Origin of the sequence: Embleya sp. NBC_00888 (assembly GCF_045207655.1) — a bacterium.
Lineage (GTDB): Bacteria > Actinomycetota > Actinomycetes > Streptomycetales > Streptomycetaceae > Embleya.
Genome location: NZ_CP108784.1, coordinates 4,992,619 through 5,011,367, shown reverse-complemented (window position 1 = coordinate 5,011,367; position 18,749 = coordinate 4,992,619). Strand labels below are relative to the sequence as shown.

At 70.8% G+C, this 18,749-nt stretch carries 19 protein-coding genes and 1 tRNA gene; 2 read left to right on the top strand and 18 right to left on the bottom strand.

The features are described from left to right. Positions 1–27: 27 nt before the first annotated feature. The 7 genes from OG948_RS21255 to OG948_RS21225 all read right to left on the bottom strand — a co-directional run bounded on the left by OG948_RS21255 (position 28) and on the right by OG948_RS21225 (position 3,663). On the bottom strand, positions 28–534 hold the full coding sequence (locus OG948_RS21255) for a hypothetical protein (protein WP_406298049.1): 507 nt from the start codon (positions 532–534) through the stop codon (positions 28–30). After that, entirely contained in the window at positions 534–785 is a 252-nt protein-coding gene (locus tag OG948_RS21250) for a hypothetical protein (protein ID WP_406298048.1), read from the bottom strand. Before OG948_RS21250 ends, OG948_RS21255 begins: the two co-directional genes overlap by 1 nt. After that, a complete protein-coding gene (locus OG948_RS21245) occupies positions 782–988 on the bottom strand; it encodes a hypothetical protein (protein ID WP_406298047.1) in 207 nt (68 codons plus the stop codon). Before OG948_RS21245 ends, OG948_RS21250 begins: the two co-directional genes overlap by 4 nt. Then, entirely contained in the window at positions 985–1,542 is a 558-nt protein-coding gene (locus OG948_RS21240) for a hypothetical protein (protein ID WP_406298046.1), read from the bottom strand. Before OG948_RS21240 ends, OG948_RS21245 begins: the two co-directional genes overlap by 4 nt. Before the next feature lie 220 nt (positions 1,543–1,762). After that, complete coding sequence (locus OG948_RS21235; protein ID WP_406298045.1) at positions 1,763–1,969, bottom strand: hypothetical protein; 207 nt, start codon at positions 1,967–1,969, stop codon at positions 1,763–1,765. A 111-nt stretch (positions 1,970–2,080) separates the two neighbouring features. Beyond that, a complete protein-coding gene (locus tag OG948_RS21230) occupies positions 2,081–3,286 on the bottom strand; it encodes a helix-turn-helix domain-containing protein (RefSeq protein WP_406298044.1) in 1,206 nt (401 codons plus the stop codon). A gap of 295 nt (positions 3,287–3,581) precedes the next feature. Continuing rightward, positions 3,582–3,663: transfer RNA gene (locus tag OG948_RS21225), tRNA-Leu, on the bottom strand. 263 nt (positions 3,664–3,926) lie between these two features. On the opposite strand from OG948_RS21225, the gene OG948_RS21220 reads away from it, so the two are divergent. Beyond that, entirely contained in the window at positions 3,927–4,703 is a 777-nt protein-coding gene (locus tag OG948_RS21220) for an ABC transporter ATP-binding protein (RefSeq protein WP_406298043.1), read from the top strand. 81 nt (positions 4,704–4,784) lie between these two features. Here OG948_RS21220 and OG948_RS21215 read toward each other — a convergent pair whose 3' ends face one another. From OG948_RS21215 to eno, 5 genes are all read right to left on the bottom strand, one after another. Then, a complete protein-coding gene (locus OG948_RS21215; protein WP_406298042.1) occupies positions 4,785–6,131 on the bottom strand; it encodes an NAD(P)/FAD-dependent oxidoreductase in 1,347 nt (448 codons plus the stop codon). A gap of 461 nt (positions 6,132–6,592) precedes the next feature. After that, complete coding sequence (locus OG948_RS21210; RefSeq protein WP_406298041.1) at positions 6,593–7,537, bottom strand: exopolyphosphatase; 945 nt, start codon at positions 7,535–7,537, stop codon at positions 6,593–6,595. After that, positions 7,534–8,085, bottom strand: a complete 552-nt coding sequence (locus OG948_RS21205; RefSeq protein ID WP_406298040.1) for a DUF501 domain-containing protein — start codon at positions 8,083–8,085, stop codon at positions 7,534–7,536. The genes OG948_RS21210 and OG948_RS21205 overlap by 4 nt, the downstream gene beginning before the upstream one ends. 139 nt (positions 8,086–8,224) lie before the next feature. Beyond that, the gene (locus tag OG948_RS21200) at positions 8,225–8,842 is read right to left on the bottom strand and encodes a septum formation initiator family protein (RefSeq protein WP_406298039.1); all 618 of its coding nucleotides are present in this window, start codon (positions 8,840–8,842) and stop codon (positions 8,225–8,227) included. A 55-nt stretch (positions 8,843–8,897) separates the two neighbouring features. Next, positions 8,898–10,178 (bottom strand): phosphopyruvate hydratase, encoded by a 1,281-nt coding sequence (gene eno, locus OG948_RS21195; protein ID WP_406298038.1) that lies wholly within the window; start codon positions 10,176–10,178, stop codon positions 8,898–8,900. A 607-nt stretch (positions 10,179–10,785) separates the two neighbouring features. Between eno and OG948_RS21190 the strand changes: the two genes are divergently transcribed. Beyond that, a complete protein-coding gene (locus OG948_RS21190; RefSeq protein WP_402239210.1) occupies positions 10,786–11,052 on the top strand; it encodes a hypothetical protein in 267 nt (88 codons plus the stop codon). A gap of 40 nt (positions 11,053–11,092) precedes the next feature. On the opposite strand, the gene OG948_RS21185 is transcribed toward OG948_RS21190, so the two are convergent. From OG948_RS21185 to OG948_RS21160, 6 genes are all read right to left on the bottom strand, one after another. Next, positions 11,093–11,521: a pyridoxamine 5'-phosphate oxidase family protein gene (locus OG948_RS21185; protein ID WP_406298037.1), complete on the bottom strand. Its 429-nt coding sequence runs from the start codon at positions 11,519–11,521 to the stop codon at positions 11,093–11,095. A 154-nt stretch (positions 11,522–11,675) separates the two neighbouring features. Then, on the bottom strand, positions 11,676–13,235 hold the full coding sequence (locus tag OG948_RS21180) for a polysaccharide biosynthesis protein (protein WP_406298036.1): 1,560 nt from the start codon (positions 13,233–13,235) through the stop codon (positions 11,676–11,678). A 397-nt stretch (positions 13,236–13,632) separates the two neighbouring features. Then, the gene (locus OG948_RS21175) at positions 13,633–15,414 is read right to left on the bottom strand and encodes an ABC-F family ATP-binding cassette domain-containing protein (protein WP_406300308.1); all 1,782 of its coding nucleotides are present in this window, start codon (positions 15,412–15,414) and stop codon (positions 13,633–13,635) included. 52 nt (positions 15,415–15,466) lie between these two features. Further along, the gene (locus tag OG948_RS21170; RefSeq protein ID WP_406298035.1) at positions 15,467–16,408 is read right to left on the bottom strand and encodes a 4-(cytidine 5'-diphospho)-2-C-methyl-D-erythritol kinase; all 942 of its coding nucleotides are present in this window, start codon (positions 16,406–16,408) and stop codon (positions 15,467–15,469) included. A gap of 102 nt (positions 16,409–16,510) precedes the next feature. Next, positions 16,511–17,452: a 16S rRNA (adenine(1518)-N(6)/adenine(1519)-N(6))-dimethyltransferase RsmA gene (rsmA, locus tag OG948_RS21165; RefSeq protein ID WP_406298034.1), complete on the bottom strand. Its 942-nt coding sequence runs from the start codon at positions 17,450–17,452 to the stop codon at positions 16,511–16,513. After that, positions 17,449–18,609 (bottom strand): ubiquitin-like domain-containing protein, encoded by a 1,161-nt coding sequence (locus tag OG948_RS21160; RefSeq protein ID WP_406298033.1) that lies wholly within the window; start codon positions 18,607–18,609, stop codon positions 17,449–17,451. Before OG948_RS21160 ends, rsmA begins: the two co-directional genes overlap by 4 nt. Between the last annotated feature and the right edge of the window lie 140 nt (positions 18,610–18,749).

Here is an 18,749-nt window from a genome sequence, read left to right as displayed (position 1 = left end):
GGCGGGCCGGTTTCGTGCTGTCCGGGGTCAGGTGCGCGCTGCCCGCAGGATCTGCCCGACCCGCTGAGCGGTGACCCCGACCACGCGGGCCATCGCCACGATGGGGACGCCGATCGCGGCGGCCTGGACGATCGCCGCCCGCGTGCGCTCGTCGGTCCGGCCCGGCTGCGGCACCACGGCGGCTATGGCTTCGAGGGCCTGGGCGTGCCGCGGTGGCGTCGGCAGGTCGGAGTACGGGCGCCGCCCGGGCCGTTCCTGCGGTCGCAGGGTGATCGCCTCGGCGTGCAGGATCTGCCGGGTGTGCTTGGGGCTGACGCCTGCTGCCTGGGCGACGGTGGTGACGTCGGCGCCGGCCCTGTAGGCGGTCACCACGGCGGCCTGGACTGCGTAGCGTGCCGCCCGCAGCCGCCGCCGGTGCGCCCTCTGCTCCTCCATTGTCGGCGTGGCGGACCGGGGCACGGCCTTAAGCCGGTCGCGCTCGGCCGCCGCGACCTTCAGGGCTTCGAGCGCGGGGGTGTCGGGCGCGGTTGTCATCAGGCGTCCGGCCACAACTCGGCGGCGGCGAGCACCGTCACGTGGTCGCCGCCGTCGACCAGCACGACCTCGGCCAACCAGTGATCGCCGTCGTGCCACGCCTTCACCACCTGGCCGCGGGCGCGGTCCCCGTCGGGCATGAGGGTGGTGGCCCAGTCTCCGACCACCCACGTGGCCGGCTCGGTCTCGGTGCTCATGGTGGTGTCCTCGGGTCGCTGGTGGCCGGTGTAGGCCTGGTGGTCGAAGTTCATGAGGGCATGGCCCGGGTCGAGCGGGTCGCCAGCACCACCCGGACGATCACGGCCGGGGGAACGTTCAGGGCGCGGGCGAGCTTGTCCACGGTGGCCCCGTCGGCGTGCGCGTCAGCGATCGCCTGGTGGGTGACCGGGTGCGCAGTGCCGTGCCGTGCCGCCGCGTTGATCGCCGCGGCTAGGAGCTGCGGGCGCCGGCTCACCGGGTCGGGATCCCGAACTTCTCGCGCACGAACCGGTCGGCGCGGACAGCGCGGATTCCCTCGCTCTCCAGCCAGTGGCCCAGGCGCCGGTGCAGCTCGACGACCTGGTCGATGGCGAGCCCCGTGACCGGTATCGGGTCGAGACGGAGCGTCGGCTCCGCCGGCGCGCTGGCCGGCATCAGGTGGGGCAGGCGCCATGAGATGTCGTCGAGGAGACCCACGCGGTGGTACTCCTCGATGTGCGCGACCAAGTTCGGGTCGTCGTCGACCGCGTCCACGACGACCCGTAGCGGCCCGCCGCCGTCCCGCAGGACACGGGCCCGGGCGGGCCGCGGTTCGTCCGAGTGCCTCGGGCACAGCAGCGTCTCGGCGAGCGCACCGATCTCCGCTTCCGTGAGGTGAACGGCGACGCGGTCGAGCTGCACGGCCGGCGCCTGCATCCCGGCCGCAATCACGTTCAGGCGCCACGGCCGCGGATGCTCGGCGGGAACGAGGTGGATGCTCCAGGCCGGCAAGGTCACCAGCGCGGCGCTGGCCGCCTTGGGGTCGGTCACGAGGACTCCATGGTGTGCGCGGGGTGCTTGGTGCGAGGCGGGCCCGGTGCCGCCATCGGGACGGCGCGGGGCAGACCTCCAGTGGTCGGGCGCCCTGCCGGCCCCGCCTCGCGGTTGGCCCGGCCCGGCGGCTCCTCACGGGCAGTGATCGCCGCCGGACCGGGGTCGGGGCCGTCCGGCATTGGGCACGGGCACCGACGCCGGACGGCTGCTGTGGGCCCTACGGGGCGGCGGCGGTGGCGATCTCGGCCGTGGCGTCGAGCAGGTCGAGCACGTGGGCAACGTCGTCGACCAGGTGCTGTGCTTCGTCGCGCGTGAGGGCTATCCCGGGGGTGCTCGCGTCGAGGGGACGCAGGAGAACGGGGCGGCCCGCGTTCGGGTCACAGTCGACGATCAGGGCCGTGCGCTGGCTTTGGGGCAGGCTCACGATCTCTCCTAGTGATCTTGATAGCACTGGGAGTACTCATCGTGCCGCGCACAAGAAAGCGCGGTGCACACAGTTTGTGTGCACCGCGCGTGATCATGATCAACCAGCGAGTTACAGGGGGGTCACGCCGACCCACCGACCGAAGCCCAAGCGCGTCTGGTCGTCGGCGCGCTCCAGCCGTAGCAGGGTAGCCACGCTGTCTCGCACCCGAGGGTGCTTGCGTGTGTGCAAGGGCGCGAGCTTGCGCGCTTCGCGCAGAGCCGCCCACGCGCCGGGGCGGTCGCCAGTCACGACGCGAGCGTGCGCCAGATCGATGTAGTGGTGGCTCGATCGCTCGGCCGGCATCTCTGCGGGCATCACCAGCGCGCCGCCGTCACGCACCGCCGTGTCGTAGTCGTCGGTGATGATCGCCGTGCTTGCGCGATAGATCTTGACCTGCGCGGGACCGAACGGGGTATCGCTGTAGATCCCTTCGTGGCCGATGCGCGCACCGATCTCCGCCGCCTCGTCCAAGCATGCGTCCATCTCCGACGGCAAACCCGCCGCGGCGGCGGCCACAGCCCGCTTGAGCAGAGTGGCCCCAAGCATGCCGGTGGCCTCGGTGCCATTCACTTCACGCAGACCGTCCTCAACTTCGCGCAGGACCTGTCGCGCCGCAGCGTATGCACCCTCACGCGTCATGGCGCCGGCCAACAGGTATCGCGACGTCGCGACAAGCAAGGGATCTTGCGACAGCCCGGCCGCCCACGCCACGCGCTCCAGTGCAGAGGCGCTGAGATCGTAGTAACCCAACTTGTGGGCAAGGCTGTTCGTCGCCCGGTAGACCTGAGCGAGCAGGGCGAACCCTTCCCTCGCCGCCATCGAGTCGGGTGGAGCGGACAGCGCGTAGGTCGAGAGTTCGGTCAACAGCACGGGCAGAGTTGGCGCGGTGGTGGCGTAGTCGGCAGCGCGGCGGTGTCGGTTGACGACCTCAACCTGGGCGGCCATTTCCTCGAACTCCCTGGGCGGAAGCAGCGAGGCCTCCGGGGTTCGGTAACACAGCATCACGCGGCGGATGGCCGGGATAACCGCATGCACGGCCTGATCCTCGGGGCCGGTGTCTTCGTCGTACGGCTGGCCGGTCAGGCGCGTCACGTCCACTCGCAGCGCGCGCGCCAAGGCGACGATGGCCTGCTGGCTCGGCGGGCGCTCACCCCGCTCGATCTTCTGCACGTAGCTTCGGCTGAGTTTGGCGCGGTCGGCGAGGCCTTGAAGGGTGAGATGCCGGGCCGTTCGAGCGTCGGTGATACGTGGGCCGATGCTGTTGTCGATGCGCATGATCGCTCCCGAGATCGGTATCCCTCGCAGAGTACGACGGTGAGGTGTGCGGAGTGCACACAACGTGTGTACGGCGTCGGACGGTAGTCGCCTGCCATCAATTCAGCGATGGACACGATCGGGATTTCTATCGAGAGTTGCAGCCCTACACTCCCTCGGAACGGCGTTCCGAGTGATGCACAGGGGGTCACGATAAATGATCTTGCATTGCATGGCCGTTGACAAGCCCGCAACATTGTCAACGGCAACGATCTTGAAAACGGCTCCGACGCAGGTCAGAGCCATGATCATCTAGTCCCCGGAGCGGGACTCGAACCCGCACGGCCTTGCGGCCAAGGAGGTTTAAGCTCCTCGTGTCTGCGTTCCACCATCCGGGGGCGATGCTGAGCGTAGCGGCCCCGGCGCACCGGGTTGGCCTCTTGGATTCGGAGCCCCCGCGGACCCGTTCCGCGGGCCTGTTCGATCGCGGAGAGCGACCGGGGGCGACCCGTCCGGATGCCGTACGGATGGTGCCGAATGAGCGGTTTGGGGCGGCTGAGCAGGGGAGTTCCGCATTCGCCCGGTGCACCTGGGTAGGACCACGGGGTCGAGGGTCCGGCCGATGCGGGCCCGATCACGCCCGCAACGAAAGAGGCCCGATGTGACCGCCACCGAACCCATCGCGGGAGTCGGGGCACGCGGCGAACTCGCCGCCGTCGCCACCGGCATCAGCAAGATCTACGGCACGGGCGAGACACGAGTGCTCGCGCTCGACGACGTCTCGGTCGGGTTCCGGCGCGCGGAGTACACCGCGATCATGGGCCCCTCCGGGTCGGGCAAGTCCACGCTGATGCACTGCATGGCGGGCCTGGACTCGATCTCGACCGGCTCGGTCCGGCTGGGCGACGTGGAGTTGTCCTCACTCGACGACAAGAAACTGACCCTGCTGCGGCGGGAGAAGATCGGCTTCGTCTTCCAGGCGTTCAACCTGCTGCCGACGCTGACCGCGTTGGAGAACATCACGCTGCCGATGGACATCGCGGGTGTGAAGCCCGATCAGGCGTGGCTGGACCACGTGATCGAGACGGTGGACCTGCGCGACCGGCTGAAGCACCGTCCGAGCGAACTGTCCGGCGGTCAGCAGCAACGTGTCGCGTGTGCGCGGGCGCTGGCGAGCAGACCGGAGATCATCTTCGCCGACGAACCGACGGGCAACCTGGACTCCCGCTCGGGCGCCGAGGTCCTGGGCTTCCTCCGCGCCTCGGTACGCGAGAGCGGCCAAACGATCGTCATGGTCACCCACGACCCGAACGCCGCCTCCTACGCGGACCGCGTCCTCTTCCTGGCCGACGGCCGAATCGTCGACGAAATGCTCGATCCCACCTCGGACCTGGTCCTCGAACGCATGAAACGCTTCGACGCCACCCGCACCACATGACCCGCCCCGCGCTCGGGCGCGGACGCGAAAGGGCCCGGCACGCACAGTGGCGTACCGGGCCCATCCCGCAAACGAAAGCAACTACCCCTTGACCGCAGGCTCGACCCGCGGCACCGGCGGGAGCGCCGCCTCCGCGAACTCGTCCCGCGGGTGCTCCATCGCCCCGAGCGAGACGATCTCGCGCCGGAAGAACGCGGACAGCGTCCAGTCGGCGAACACCCGGAACTTACGGTTGAACGTCGGCACCATCGCACCGTGGTAGGTGCGGTGGAACAGCCACGCCGGCAGCCCCTTGAGCTTGAACTTGCCGAACATCACCGCGACGCCCTTGTGCAGACCGAGGCCGGCCACCGCACCGAGGTTCTTGTGCTTGTAGTCGCTCGGCGGGAACCCTCGCATCACCGAGACGACGTTGTCGCCCAGGACGCGCGCCTGCCGCACCGCGTGCTGCGCGTTCGGCGGGCACCAGGCGCCCTCGCCCGCGGCCAGGTCCGGCACCTGCGCGTTGTCGCCGGCGGCGAACACGTTGTCCATGCCGACCACCTGGAGGGTGGTGCGGGTGTCCACGTGGCCGCGCGGGCCGAGCGGCAGACCGTACTCGGACAGCACCGGGTTCGGCTTGACGCCCGCGGTCCACAGGATCGTGGAGGCGTCGAACTCGACGTCGTTGGAGAGCACGCAGTGCTTGTCGACGCAGGACTTGAGCGACGTCTCCAGGTGGAACTCGATGTCCCGGGCCTTGAGGCGCTCCAGCGTCCAGGCGCCGAGCTCCGGACCGACCTCGGGGAGGATGCGGTTGGCCGCCTCCACCATCACGAAGCGCATGTCCTCGCGCTTGAGGTTCTTGTAGTAGCGCACCGCGTCGCGCGCCATGTCCTCGACCTCGGCCAGCGCCTCGATGCCGGCGAAGCCGCCACCGACGAAGCAGAAGGTCAACGCCTTGCGGCGGATCTCCTCGTCCGTGGTGGAGTCGGCCAGGTCGAGCTGCCCGAGCACGTGGTTGCGCAGCGCGATGGCTTCTTCGATGGTCTTGAGACCGATGCCGTTCTCGGCCAGGCCGGGAATCGGGAAGGTCCGCGATATCGAGCCGAGCGCGATGACGATGTAGTCGAAGCCGAGCTCGTAGGACTCGCCCGCGAGCGGCTCGACGAGCGCGACCTTGCGGTCGTGGTCGACGGAGGTGACCCGGCCGTTGACGATCTCGGCCTTGGGCAGGACACGGCGCAGCGGCACCACGACATGGCGCGGTGAGATGCTGCCGGCGGCCGCTTCCGGGAGGAAGGGCTGGTAGGTCATGTACGACCGCGGGTCGACGACCGTGACGGTCGCTTCGCCGTAGCGCATCTTCTTGAGGATGCGCTGCGCGGCGTACAGACCAACGTAGCCGCCGCCGACGATAAGGATGCGAGGGCGATCCGTGTTGCTCATGTTTGGAAGTATCCACCGATCGAACTCGCCGGTGCTTCGAGGCCGCGCGCAGTACCGAACGGGTCGTCTGGTACTCTTCGTCCTTTTGCTTGTGCATTTGTGCACGGTGTGCGGTCGAGGAAGATCCACTCGACCATAATCGGCCGGCTTGTCCGTCGGCTCGGTCCCGATGACCTGCGTCGATCCTGCCCGAGGTATCCCGGGGCGGCGCAATGTGATCTCCACCTCGAACCGCCGGCGACCACCGCCTTCGAAGGCAACGGCAGCATCCGACCGGCCCATCACGAGGAAAACGGCCCCACATGGCCAAGTTTTGCCCCCGGGACCATGTGAAGGGATTCACAAACTTTTCCCCGAGTCCAAACGTTGGACATGACTCCCCGGTTCCGCCACCGACCCGACAACCGCCCCGAACGTGGTCGAGGTCGGCGGCCGCCGCGCTGCCCGCCGGAATCTCTGACCTACCGCTCCGGGTCTTCCGCCACCGACCAGGCGATGCCGTCCAGGATGTCGTGTTCGCTGACCACGACCTCGGTCAGACCGGTGCGTTCCATGATCGTGCGCAGGACCAGCGCGCCGGCGCCGATCACGTCCACGCGGCCCGGGTGCAGGACCGGAATCGCCGCGCGTTCGGCGTGTGTGGCGGCCAGCAGGCGGGTGGTCACCGCGCGGACCTGATCGAGGGTCAGCCGGGCGTGGTGGATGGCGGTGGAGTCGTACTCGGGCAGGTTCAGCGCGATGCCGGCGACCGTGGTGACCGAGCCGGCCAGGCCGACCAGCGTGCGGGCGCGGTCCATCGGGACCACCGCCGCGGCCTGCGCTGTCGCGGCCTCGATGTCGGCGATGGCCGCGGCGATCTGGGCCCGACTCGGCGGGTCCTCGCGCAGGTGCCGCTCGGTCATCCGGACGCAGCCGATGTCCACCGAGCGCGCCGCCTCGGGCCGGTCGGTGCCCAGCACGAACTCGGTGGACCCGCCGCCGATGTCGACCACCAGGTACGGCGTCTCGACCGCGCCGGTGCCGGCCAGTTCGCGGGTGGCCCCGGTGAAGGACAGCGTGGCCTCCTCGTCGCCGGAGACCACCTCGGGCTCGACGCCCAGGATCTCCCGCACGCCGTCCCGGAACACGTCCCGGTTCTCCGCGTCGCGGCTCGCGCTGGTGGCCACGAAGCGCACTCGCTCGGCGCCGAGTTCGCCGATCGTCTTGGCGTAGTCGCGGCACGCGTCGAACGTGCGCTCCAGTGCCTCCGGGGCGAGCCGGCCGGTCCGGTCGACGCCCTGGCCGAGCCGGACGATCCGCATCCGCCGGTCCAGGTCGACCAGCGTCCCGGCGGCCGGGTCCAGGTCGGCGACCAACAGGCGGATCGAGTTGGTGCCGCAGTCGATCGCGGCGACGCGTCGGGTCATCGGGTCTCGTCCTTTGTGGCTGGGGCGTCGGCCTCGGCGGCCTCCGCGGCCTCTGTCGCCTCGTCCGGCTTGTCCACACACACGCACGGGCCCTTGGCCCACCAGTCCGGCAGCGCGTCCAACGTCTCGTCGCCGAGCGGGTTCACCCCGCGCCCGGCGGCCAGCGCGTGGCCGGCCAGCACGTGCAGGCACTTGACCCGATCCGGCATGCCCCCGGCGGACGGGAAGCCCTCCAGTACCTCGATCGCGTCCCGGCGCGCGATGTAGTCCTCGTGCGCGGCGGCGTACCGAGCCGCGAGGTCCTCGTCCTCGGCCAGGCGGGCGCTCATCTCGCGCATGACGTTGTTCGCCTCGAGCGTGCCGATCGCGGACGCCGCCCGCGGGCAGGTCAGGTAGTACAGCGTCGGGAACGGCGAGCCGTCCTCCAGGCGTGGAGCGGTCTCCACGACGTCCGGAAGCCCACACGGGCACCGGTGCGCGACGCCGCGCAGACCACGCGGGGTACGGCCGAGCTGCGCCTTGACGGCGTCGATGTCCTGCTGATCCATGTAGGAGAGTATTTCCTGTTTCGCTGAGTGCTTCGGACCGACGTTCGATCCGCGTGCCGTGCCGTACCGGTCCCGCTCGGGTTCGAGCCGGCCGGTCGCCGGTGCCACCGACAAGGATCGCCGTTCTCGGTGCCCGGTACTAGCCGATCGACGCGGCGGGCGTCGGAGTGGGCGAGGGCGCCGCGCTCGCGGTCGGCGTGCCGGCCCGGTCCGCGTCGCGCGTGGAGTCCCACAGGCTGCGATACCAGGGCGGCGAACCGGCCTGCGCGGGCGTGGGCGGCGCCGGGTTGCCCGGCTCGCCCGGCTGCGGCACCACCAGGTAGGCGGTATCGCCCGGGTAGACGAAGTGCAGCCGCTCGCGCGCCTGTTGCCGTACGTACGCCGGGTCGTTCCAGCGTTCCAGGTCGGACCGCATGCGTTCGGTCTCGGCCTGCTGCTTGCGGGTGCTCTCGCGCAGGTCGTCCACTTCGGCCCGCTGGTCCAGGTACTGCCGCAGCGGGTACACCAGCGCGACGGCCAGGCTCAGCACCACCAGGGTCAGCACGATCCACTTGCCGCCCCCGCGCCGGCGCAGCCGACCCAGGCTCGCCGCCGCGGACGAGTCCTTGATGGACTCGACCGCGGCGACGACCTTCGGTTTGGCCGGTGTCGCCGGACGGTCACCGCGCGCCTGACGCGGCGGCGCGACGGCCCGGGACGCGCGGGCGGCCCCGCTCGGGGCGGCCGTCCTGCGACCGTCCTCGCGCTGCTCGCTCACGCGTCCTCCGCCGTTCCCTCGATGCGGCGCCGGCGGTGTTCCGCTCGACCCGGTGTCAGCCGTCGAAGCGCGGGAACGCGCCGCGGCCGGCGTACTCCGCCGCGTCGTCGAGGATCTCCTCGATGCGCAGCAGCTGGTTGTACTTGGCCACCCGGTCGGAGCGCGCCGGGGCGCCGGTCTTGATCTGGCCGCAGTCCGTGGCCACCGCGAGGTCCGCGATCGTGGTGTCCTCGGTCTCGCCGGACCGGTGACTCATCATGCACCGGTATCCGTTGCGGTGGGCGAGCGACACGGCGTCGAGGGTCTCGGTCAACGTGCCGATCTGGTTGACCTTCACCAGAAGCGCGTTGCCCGCCTTCTCCTCGATGCCGCGCGCCAGGCGCTCCGGGTTGGTCACGAACAGGTCGTCGCCGACGAGCTGGACCTTGTCGCCGAGCTGCGCGGTGAGCGCGACCCAGCCCTCCCAGTCGCTCTCGTCCAGCGGGTCCTCGATCGACACCAGCGGGTACGCCGCGACCAACTCGGCGTAGTAGGCCGACATCTCGGCGGAGGTCTTCTTGGCGCCCTCGAACACGTACGCGCCGTCGGTGTGGAACTCGGACGCGGCCACGTCGAGCGCGAGCGCGATGTCGGTGCCCGGGGTGTAGCCGGCCATCTCGATCGCCTCGACGATCAGGTCGAGCGCGGCGCGGTTGCTCTCCAGGTTCGGCGCGAAGCCGCCCTCGTCGCCGATGCTGGTGACCAGGCCGCGGGCCTTGAGCACGGACTTGAGGCAGTGATAGACCTCGGTGCCCCAACGCACCGCCTCGGCGAAGGTCTCCGCGCCGATCGGCGCGATCATGAACTCCTGGATGTCGACGTTGGTGTCGGCGTGCGCACCACCGTTGAGGATGTTCATCATCGGCACCGGGAGCACGTGCGCGTTCGGGCCACCGAGGTAGCGGAACAGCGGCAGATTCACCGATTCGGCGGCGGCGTGCGCGACGGCGAGCGAGACGCCCAGGATCGCGTTGGCGCCGAGCTCGGCCTTGTTCTCGGTCCCGTCCAGGTCGATCATCGCCTGGTCGATCAGCCGCTGGTCGTCCGCCTCGGTGCCGGCGATCTCCTCGTAGATGCGCTCGTTGACCGCGTCGACGGCCTTCTGCACACCCTTGCCGCCGTAGCGGGTCTCGTCGCCGTCACGCAGTTCGACGGCCTCGAAGGCACCGGTGGAAGCGCCGGACGGCACGGCGGCACGGCCCGAGCTGCCGTCGTCGAGGACGACCTCGACCTCCACCGTGGGGTTCCCTCGGGAGTCCAGGATCTCCCGGGCGTGGATGACGTCGATGGACGGCACGAGTTTCTCCTTGATCAAGGGGCACGCTGGTCTGCCGGGCCAGCCTAGTAGCAGCCCGCCGTCGGATTCGCCCGGGAACAGGTAGCTGTGGGCGACTGTCGGGTAACGGGAATGCGAACGGATTCACCGGGCCGGCCCTCGGTCGACAGGCGTGGCACACCCGATCGAGCCGAGCGGCGGGAGTACATCGGCGCCGCACGCGGGTGATCCATACGCCGACGGTCGGGAGTTCGGTCGCGTCCGACGGCCCGACCGGGCCCGGTACGGCGGGCCGATCCGGCGTGCGGGTCGCCGCGAGTACGTCCGCCTCCACCGCCCACGCGAGATGGCACACCGGCGCCGTCCCCCGGCGCCGAGCGCCTCCCGCACCGGTCGCGGATCGACGGGTTCGGCCGCCTCGGGAGCGAACGGCCCGCGTGCGGCGCGATGCGCGGCAACCGGGCCCGGCGATCGGCCGATCGGCGGACCTCGCGGGTGAGGCCGCGGCGCGACCCCGGTCGGGCGGGTTCGGGCGACTCGATCGGGGGGCGGGCCCGGGGAACTTCTGGTTTGCTTGGGGGCGTGCGTGTTCGCGTCGACCACCTGCCCGGAAGGCCGTTGTACTGCTGTGGAGTTGCTGGCGATCGGCTTTGTGGCGGTGGCGGGCGGGGCGGTGCTCGCGCGGGCCGCGCGGGTCGTGCGGATGCGTGAACTGGCGGCTTGGCGGCGGTGGTTGCCGTTGGCGCTGGCGTTGATCGGGGTCGCGACGAGTTTGCTTCGGGCCGAGGATGTCGTGCTCGTCGCCGCGTTGATCGCGTTGCCGTGCTACGTGGCCTCGGTGTTGTTCGCGCAGGCGGAGATCCACCGCGAGGCCGACGAGGCGCTGCACGGCTGACCCGGGGGCACGATCGCCGCGCGCGCGAGTGCGGCGGGACTCACGAACCCGGGCCCAGGCCCAGGCCGAAGACCCGCCAGCGCTTCGGGGTGACCACGCCCAGGCTCGTACCCTCGCGGGACAGCGGGCGGCGCTGTTGGGCCAGACCCTCGTCGCCCAGGATGTGCCGCATCGCGAACTCCCAGCGCTCCTGTGCCCACTCGTCCTCGCGCATGGCGACCTCGCCCCACACGATGACGTGCGCGATGTCGCCGTCCCGCGCCATCGACAGACAGACCCGCGGATCGTGTTCCAGGTTGGCCTTCTTGGTGCGGCCGGTGAGGCTGAGGTAGAGGTACTCGTCGTCGTACGCGAGCATCACGGGTGTCACGTGCGGCTCCCCCGTCGGGGTCACCGTGCCCACGTGCACCCAGTGCTCCGGATCGCCGAGCATCGCGTCCAGAGCCGCCCTCAGTTCGGGGTCGATCATCGGAGGATCCGCCTTTCGCAGCACAGGGGCCTCGTGGCCACCGTACTGCGCCCTCCGCCCCACCGGTCACGGGATTGCCGTCCATCAGGTGAACGAGCGTCGTCCGGATCGTGACGAGGGTCGCCCCGATCCCGACGAGCATCGTGCGGATCGTCTAGAAGTCGTCCGGGTACGGCGCCGACAACACCTCGGTCCCGGCCGGCTCCGGCGTGACGTAGCCCGGCAGCAGTTCGCTCAGCAGCGCGCGCACCGCCTTCGTGTCGTTGACCGCCGCCGCGTCGTACAGCTCCGGCAACCGGACCACCGCGTCGAGCGCCTGGCCCGGTGGCACCGTCGCCTGGATCCGGCGGTGTTCGGTGGGCAGGCGCTCCTCGGTGGCCGAGAACAGCGCCTCGTTGAGCTTCTCGCCCGGACGCAGGCCGGTGAAGCGGATCGGCACGTTGGGCAGATTCACCTGTTCGGCGAACTTGTGCACCAGGTCCACGATCCGTACCGGCTCGCCCATGTCCAGGACGAAGATCTCCCCGCCCTGGGCCATCCGACCCGCCTCCAGGACCAGTCCCACGGCCTCCTCGATGGTCATGAAGAACCGGGTGACGTCCGGGTGCGTGACGGTGACCGGGCCGCCCGCGCGCAGTTGCTCGGCCAGTACGGACAACAACGAGCCCCGGCTGCCCAGCACGTTGCCGAAACGCACGCCCGCGAACACCCCGGGCGCCTGCGTGTTGGCCTGCACGATCAGTTCGGCGAGCCGCTTGGTCGCGCCGAGCACCGAGACCGGGTCGGCCGCCTTGTCCGTGGAGATCAGCACGAACCGCTCGACCCCCACGTCGAGCGCGGCCCGGACCAGGTTCTCCGTGCCCAGCACATTGGACTTGACCGCCTCGCACGGATGCCGCTCCAGCAGCGGCAGGTGCTTGTGCGCGGCGGCGTGGAAGACCACCTCCGGCTTGAGATCGTGGAAGAGCTGCTCGATCCGCGGCCGATCCCGGATGTCCGCGATCACCAGCGTCTCGTCGTCGAGCAACGCCTCGCCCCACACGTCGAGTTGGAGGCGGTGCAGGTTGGACTCGTCATGGTCGAGCATGTACATCCGGCTCGGCCCGAAGCCGTACACCTGCCGGCACAACTCGCTGCCGATCGAGCCGCCCGCACCGGTGATCAGCACCCGGCGGCCCGCGATCACCTCGCGCACGGACGCCGAGACCACATGCAGTTCCTGCCGACCGATCAGTCGGTTGACGTCGAGCATGCGCATGTCGCTGCCGACCACGTCGCGCCGCAACGCGACCAGGAAGGACGGCAGATACCGCACCGCGGCGCCGATCGCGGCGGCCCCGGCGGCCACCTTGCGAAACTCCTCGTGCGCAAGCCCCGGGATGGCCAGCACGACCACCTCGATGCCGTGCTCCAGTGCCACGTCGGTCAGGGCGGCGAGACCGCCCAGGACCGGAAGTAGATGTTGTGGATTGTCCGCGTCGGCGACGCGCACCCCGTCCTTGTCGGGGTCGTCGTCGAGAAATCCGATCGGACGCAACCCGAAATCGGGTGTCCGCAACAGATCCCGCGCCAATGCGCTGCCCGCCGACCCGGCCCCCACGACCAGGGTCCGCAGACCCGCTCCCGAAATGTCCGTCGCTGCCGAACTCCGACCCATCAAGCCCCCCTTGGTCAGGTGCAGCGTGATCGGCATCGGATCGTGCACCGACCACATGCGGCACCGACACGCCGGTGCGGATGGACGTCCCTCCCCATCGCACCACGCCCCACCCCGGCGGTCGTACGCGACTGCCCCAATTGCCCCCACGACCCCGGTGGCCCCACAGTCGCGACGTCACTTGCGGCCCAGGCGCATCGGGTGGACCAACAACCGCGCAGGCAACCACCGGCACTCGGGATTCAGCGTACGGCCCACCCTCGGCCCCCGTCGCGGTTTTGCCCAAACGCCCGCAACTTCGCCTTTTCCGTGTGCGCGAAGCATCACCCCGTGATCATCGGGGTGTTCCCGGCTCGTTTCCGTGCCGTCATCCCGCCGTGCCCGACCGCGGCCGACACCGAGGCCGACACGTGTCGAGTCGGCCGGCCGCCCCCGAGGCGCCCGGCCGCCCGCGCTACTCCGTCTCCTCCGCCAGCTCCAGCCAGCGCATCTCCAACTCGTCGCGCTCGTCCCGGATCGCGCGCAGTTCGGCGTCCAGCGCGGAGACCTTGTCGAAGTCGGTGGCGTGCTCGGCCAAGCCGTCGTGCACCTTCTTCTCCCGGTCGGCCAGCTTGGTCAACTGCCGCTCCACTCGCTGGAGTTCCTTCTTCGCCGCGCGGGTGTCGCCGGAACCGCGCCGGGTCGGCGCGGCGGTCGCCCCGGCCTCGACCGCGTCCCGACGGCGCTTGAGGTATTCCTCGATGCCGCCCGGCAACATCCGCAGCGTGCGGTCGCCGAGCAGCGCGAGCACGGTGTCCGTGGTGCGCTCGACGAAGTACCGGTCGTGGCTGACGATCACCAGCGAACCCGGCCAGCCGTCCAGCAGGTCCTCCAGCTGGGTCAGCGTCTCGATGTCCAGGTCGTTGGTCGGTTCGTCCATGAACAGCACGTTCGGCTCGTCCATCAACAACCGCAGCAGTTGCAGGCGGCGGCGCTCGCCACCGGACAGGTCGGAGACCGGCGTCCACTGCTTCTCACCGGTGAAGCCGAACTGCTCGCAGAGCTGACCGGCCGTCAGTTCCTTGCCCTTGCCGATCTCGACCCGCTCGCGGATCTGCGACACCGCCTCCAGCACCCGCAGCGTGGGCGGGAGTTCGGCGACCTCCTGGGAGAGGTAGGCGAGCTTGACGGTACGGCCGACCACGACCTTGCCGGCGGCCGGCTGCTTCTCCTGGTACGCCGCGTCCTTGAGCGCGCGCAGCAGCGAGGTCTTGCCCGCGCCGTTGACGCCGACCAGACCGATCCGGTCGCCCGGACCCAGATTCCAGGTCAGGTGCTCCAGCAGCGTCTTGGGGCCCGCCTCGATCCGCACGTCGAGCAGCTCGAACACGGTCTTGCCCAGCCGCGCGTTGGCGAAGCCGCGCAGCGCCAGAGTGTCGCGCGGCGGCGGCTCGTCCGCGATCAGCTCGTTCGCCGCCTCGATCCGGAACTTGGGCTTGGACGTCCGCGCGGGCGCGCCGCGGCGCAGCCAGGCCAGTTCCTTGCGGACCAGGTTCTGCCGCTTGGTCTCCTCGGTGCTCGCGATCCGCGCGCGCTCGGCCCGGGCCAGCACGTACGCCGAGTAGCCGCCCTCGTAGTCGTGCACCTTGCCGCCCTGTACGTCCCACGTACGGGTGCAGACCTCGTCCAGGAACCAGCGGTCGTGGGTGACCACGACGAGCGCGGAGCGCCGGGTCTTGAGGTGGCCGGCCAGCCACGCGATGCCCTCGACGTCGAGGTGGTTGGTCGGCTCGTCCAGGATGATCAGGTCGTGCTCTTCGATCAGCAGCTTCGCCAGCGCGATCCGGCGCCGCTCGCCGCCGGACAGCGGTCCGATCACCGAGTCGATGCCGCTCTCGAAGCCGGGCATGGCCAGCCCGCCGAACAGCCCGGTCAGCACGTCGCGGATGCGCGCGTCGCCCGCCCACTCGTGTTCGGGGCGGTCGCCGACGATCTCCTGGCGCACGGTAGCCGCCGGGTCGAGGTCGTCCTGCTGGCTCAGGATGCCCAGGCTGAGGCCGCCCACGTGGGTGACCCGGCCCGAATCGACCGGCTCCCGCTGGGCCATCACCCGGATCAGCGTGGTCTTGCCGTCCCCGTTGCGGCCCACGACCCCGATCCGGTCGCCTTCGGCGACGCCGAGGGACACCTCGTCGAGCAGGGTGCGCATGACATACGCCTTGCCGACTGACTCAAGATTGACCAGGTTCGCCATCAGACCGAACCGCCATACCGCAACGCTCGCATTCGACCAACTCTAACGGTCCGAACTACACGGTGTTCTCGCGCTCCACCGGAACGACCCGACGCGGCAACACCCGGGCCCCGGGCACCGCGCCGAACGCGACCCGCGCGGCCCGGCAGGTGCCCGATCCGGTGAGCCGCTCGGCCACCACGTGCGCGGTCTCCCGGTCCGGCGCCAGGAACGCGCACGTCGGTCCGGACCCGGACACCAGCGAGCCGACCGCGCCCGCGGCCATGCCCGCGCGCAGCGTCGCGGCCAACGCGGGCCGCAACGACAGCGCCGCCGGTTGCAGGTCGTTGACCAGGTTCGCGCCCAGCGCGTGCGCGTCGCCGGCCCGCAGCGCGGCGATCAGTTCCTCGCGCGGCGCGGGCCGCCCGACCGCCTCGCCCGCCACCTCGCGCAACCGGTCGCACTCGCCGTACACGGCCGGCGTCGACAGGCCGCCGTCGGCCAGCGCGAACACCCAGTGGAAGCGCGCGGTGGTCGGCACCGAGGCCAACCGCTCGCCCCGCCCGGTGCCGATCGCGGTGCCGCCCAGGTCGGAGAACGGCACGTCGCTGCCCAACTCCGCGCCGAGCCGGCGCAGCATCTCGCGAGGCGTGTCGCCGCGCCAGAGCGTGTCGCACGCGAGCAGTGTCGCCGCCGCGTCCGCGCTGCCGCCGGCCATGCCGCCGGCGACCGGGATGCCCTTGCGGATGTGGATGCGCACGTTCGGCTCGCGCCCGAGCCGGTCGGCGAGCAGGATCGCCGCGCGCGCGGCCAGGTTGCTGTGGTCCAGCGGAACCTCGGTGATGCTCTCGCCCTCACAGGCCAGGCTCAACCGGTCCGCGGGCGTGACGGTGACCTCGTCGTACAGCGACACGGCGTGGAAGACGCTGACCAGCTCGTGGAAGCCGTCCGGCCGCACCCCACCGACCGCGAGTTGCAGGTTGACCTTCGCGGGAACACTGACGGTGACGGAAGACACGGCTCGTGGAACTCCTTCGTGGCCCTGTCGGGCCTCTTCGGACGGGGGCCGTGCGAACTCCTCGGCACCGTCGCCGATGGTATCGACGGCGGCACCGCGTCCTCAGGCGCGGGGCTCGTTCGGGTCGGCCTCGGCCGGCGCGGTCGGCTCCCCCGCGTCGCCCGGCACACCCGACGGGGCCGACCCGGGGCGGTGCTCGGCGATCCGGGCGAACGCCTCGACACCCAGCGCCTCGCCGCGTGTCCGCGGGTCGATCCCGGCCGCGCGCAGTGCCTGCTCGGCGCCGGCGGCGGAACCGGCCCAGCCCGCCAGCGCGGCCCGCAGCGTCTTGCGCCGCTGCGCGAACGCGGCGTCGACCACCGCGAACACCTCCTGGCGGGTCGCCGTGGTCTTCGGCGGCTCGCGGCGCACGAACGACACCAGGCCCGAGTCGACGTTGGGCGCCGGCCAGAACACGTTGCGCCCGATCGCGCCCGCGCGCTTGACGTCGGCGTACCACGCGGCCTTGACCGAGGGCACGCCGTACACCTTGCCGCCGGGCGTCGCGGCCAGTCGGTCGGCCACCTCGGACTGCACCATCACCAGCAGCCGCTCCAGCGACGGGAAGGTCTGCAACATGTGCAGCAGCACCGGCACGGACACGTTGTAGGGCAGGTTCGCCACCAGCGCGGTCGGCGCCGGCCCCGGCAGCTCGGTCACCGTCATCGCGTCCGCGTGCACGAGCGCGAAGTCGGCCGCGCGTTCGGGCATCCGGGCCTCGATGGTGGTCGGCAGGTGCCGGGCGAGCACCGGGTCGATCTCGACCGCGACCACCCGCGCGGCGCTCTCCAGGAGCGCCAGCGTCAACGAGCCGAGCCCGGGACCGATCTCGACCACGACGTCCTCGGCGCGCACGCCGGCGGTCCGCACGATGCGCCGCACCGTGTTGGCGTCGATCACGAAGTTCTGGCCGAGCTGCTTGGTCGGGCGTACGCCCAGGGCCTCGGCGAGCGCGCGGACGTCCGCGGCACCGAGCAGTCCCGGTCCCGCGGGAAGATCACTCACGAGTAGAGCCTACTGCCGCACAGCGGCCACGGACTCGCCCCCCGTTGGACGAACATGAGCTTTGCCCGATATGTCTGTTCCGAGGCCGGTGCCTGACTTGCCACCCCGGTGCCGCCCATCGACTGCCAGGTCTGCGCGTCGAACTGGTAGAGCCCGTGATAGGTCCCGGACGCGTCCACCACGTTCGCCCGGCCACCCGACTCGCACTGCGCGAGCGCACCCCAGTTGAGCTGGTCGGCCCCGGCCACCGAGTTCGGCATCTCCTTGGTGCCGACCTTGACGATCTGGGTCACCGGCTCCTTGACCACCTTCTCGGAGATCTTGCGCGGCTCCTGCTTGACGCCGTTGATCGTCTCGTACGAGTAGGTGATCTGGCGCAGCCCGATCACACCTTTGGTGGCGACCTCCTCGGTCCCCTTGTACTGGGTCGGGTCGTCCTGCTTGGTGGTCTTGAACGGGATCTTCTCGTCCTTGGTCACGGTGGTGCCGGTGACCCGCAGGATCGAGATGGTCTGCCCCTGCTGGGGATACACGTCGGTCGGCGTGTCCACCCGGTCCTGCGGCCCTATCGCGATCCCGGCCTGCTCCAGGGCCGCCTGCACGGTCGGCGCGTTGGTCCGCAGCGGCACGGTCTTTCCGTCGACCAGGAAGGTGATCGCCCGCTCGGTGCGCACGTCCAGATTGAGCCCCTGGCGGCCGATCGGCAGGTCGCGGGACACCGACAGGTAGGCGCCGTCCGCCCGCACGCCGACCTGCTCCAGCGCCTCGGACACCGACTTCGCGGTCACCCAGACCTGCTGGGGCCGCCCGTCGACGGTCATCGTCAGCAGCCGGCCGTAGCGCACCGCGACACGGTCGCCGTCCTCGATGCCCGCCTTGCGCCCCGGCGCGACGATGTCGTGCTCGCCGACCTTGATCTCCTGGCGCCCGAGCAGCCCGGAGACGTCGGAGGCGAACGTGTGCACGGTGCGCTCCTCGCCGTCCACGACGAGGGTGACCGTCTTGTCGTAGGAGACGAAGGCCGTGGTGCCGCCGACCAGGACGGCGACCACGAGGGCCTGCGGAACGAGAGTGCGCAGAGAGGGTCCGGGGCGGCTGCCGCCCCGACCCGCCCGGGCGGTGTTGCGCCTGCGGGCGGAGCCGGCGGAACGACTCAACGGTGCTCCTGGGGGATTCCGAAGGGGCTGGTCCGGGGGTGTGCTGCGGCCGGTGTGGTCCGGGCCGGGCCGCGGTCGGGGCCGACGAGCGGCCGGGCCGATGTTCCGCCCGACGAGCATCGGACTGTACACCGGCGCCG

What these genes read in the sequence shown, in the direction of transcription:
- OG948_RS21255 (WP_406298049.1), bottom strand. Translation starts at nt 534, where the DNA reads ATGACAACCGCGCCCGACACCCCCGCGCTCGAAGCCCTGAAGGTCGCG.
- OG948_RS21250 (WP_406298048.1), bottom strand. Translation starts at nt 785, where the DNA reads ATGAACTTCGACCACCAGGCCTACACCGGCCACCAGCGACCCGAGGAC.
- OG948_RS21230 (WP_406298044.1), bottom strand. Translation starts at nt 3,286, where the DNA reads ATGCGCATCGACAACAGCATCGGCCCACGTATCACCGACGCTCGAACG.
- OG948_RS21215 (WP_406298042.1), bottom strand. Translation starts at nt 6,131, where the DNA reads ATGAGCAACACGGATCGCCCTCGCATCCTTATCGTCGGCGGCGGCTAC.
- OG948_RS21210 (WP_406298041.1), bottom strand. Translation starts at nt 7,537, where the DNA reads ATGACCCGACGCGTCGCCGCGATCGACTGCGGCACCAACTCGATCCGC.
- OG948_RS21205 (WP_406298040.1), bottom strand. Translation starts at nt 8,085, where the DNA reads ATGGATCAGCAGGACATCGACGCCGTCAAGGCGCAGCTCGGCCGTACC.
- OG948_RS21185 (WP_406298037.1), bottom strand. Translation starts at nt 11,521, where the DNA reads ATGATCGACCCCGAACTGAGGGCGGCTCTGGACGCGATGCTCGGCGAT.
- OG948_RS21180 (WP_406298036.1), bottom strand. Translation starts at nt 13,235, where the DNA reads ATGTGGTCGGTGCACGATCCGATGCCGATCACGCTGCACCTGACCAAG.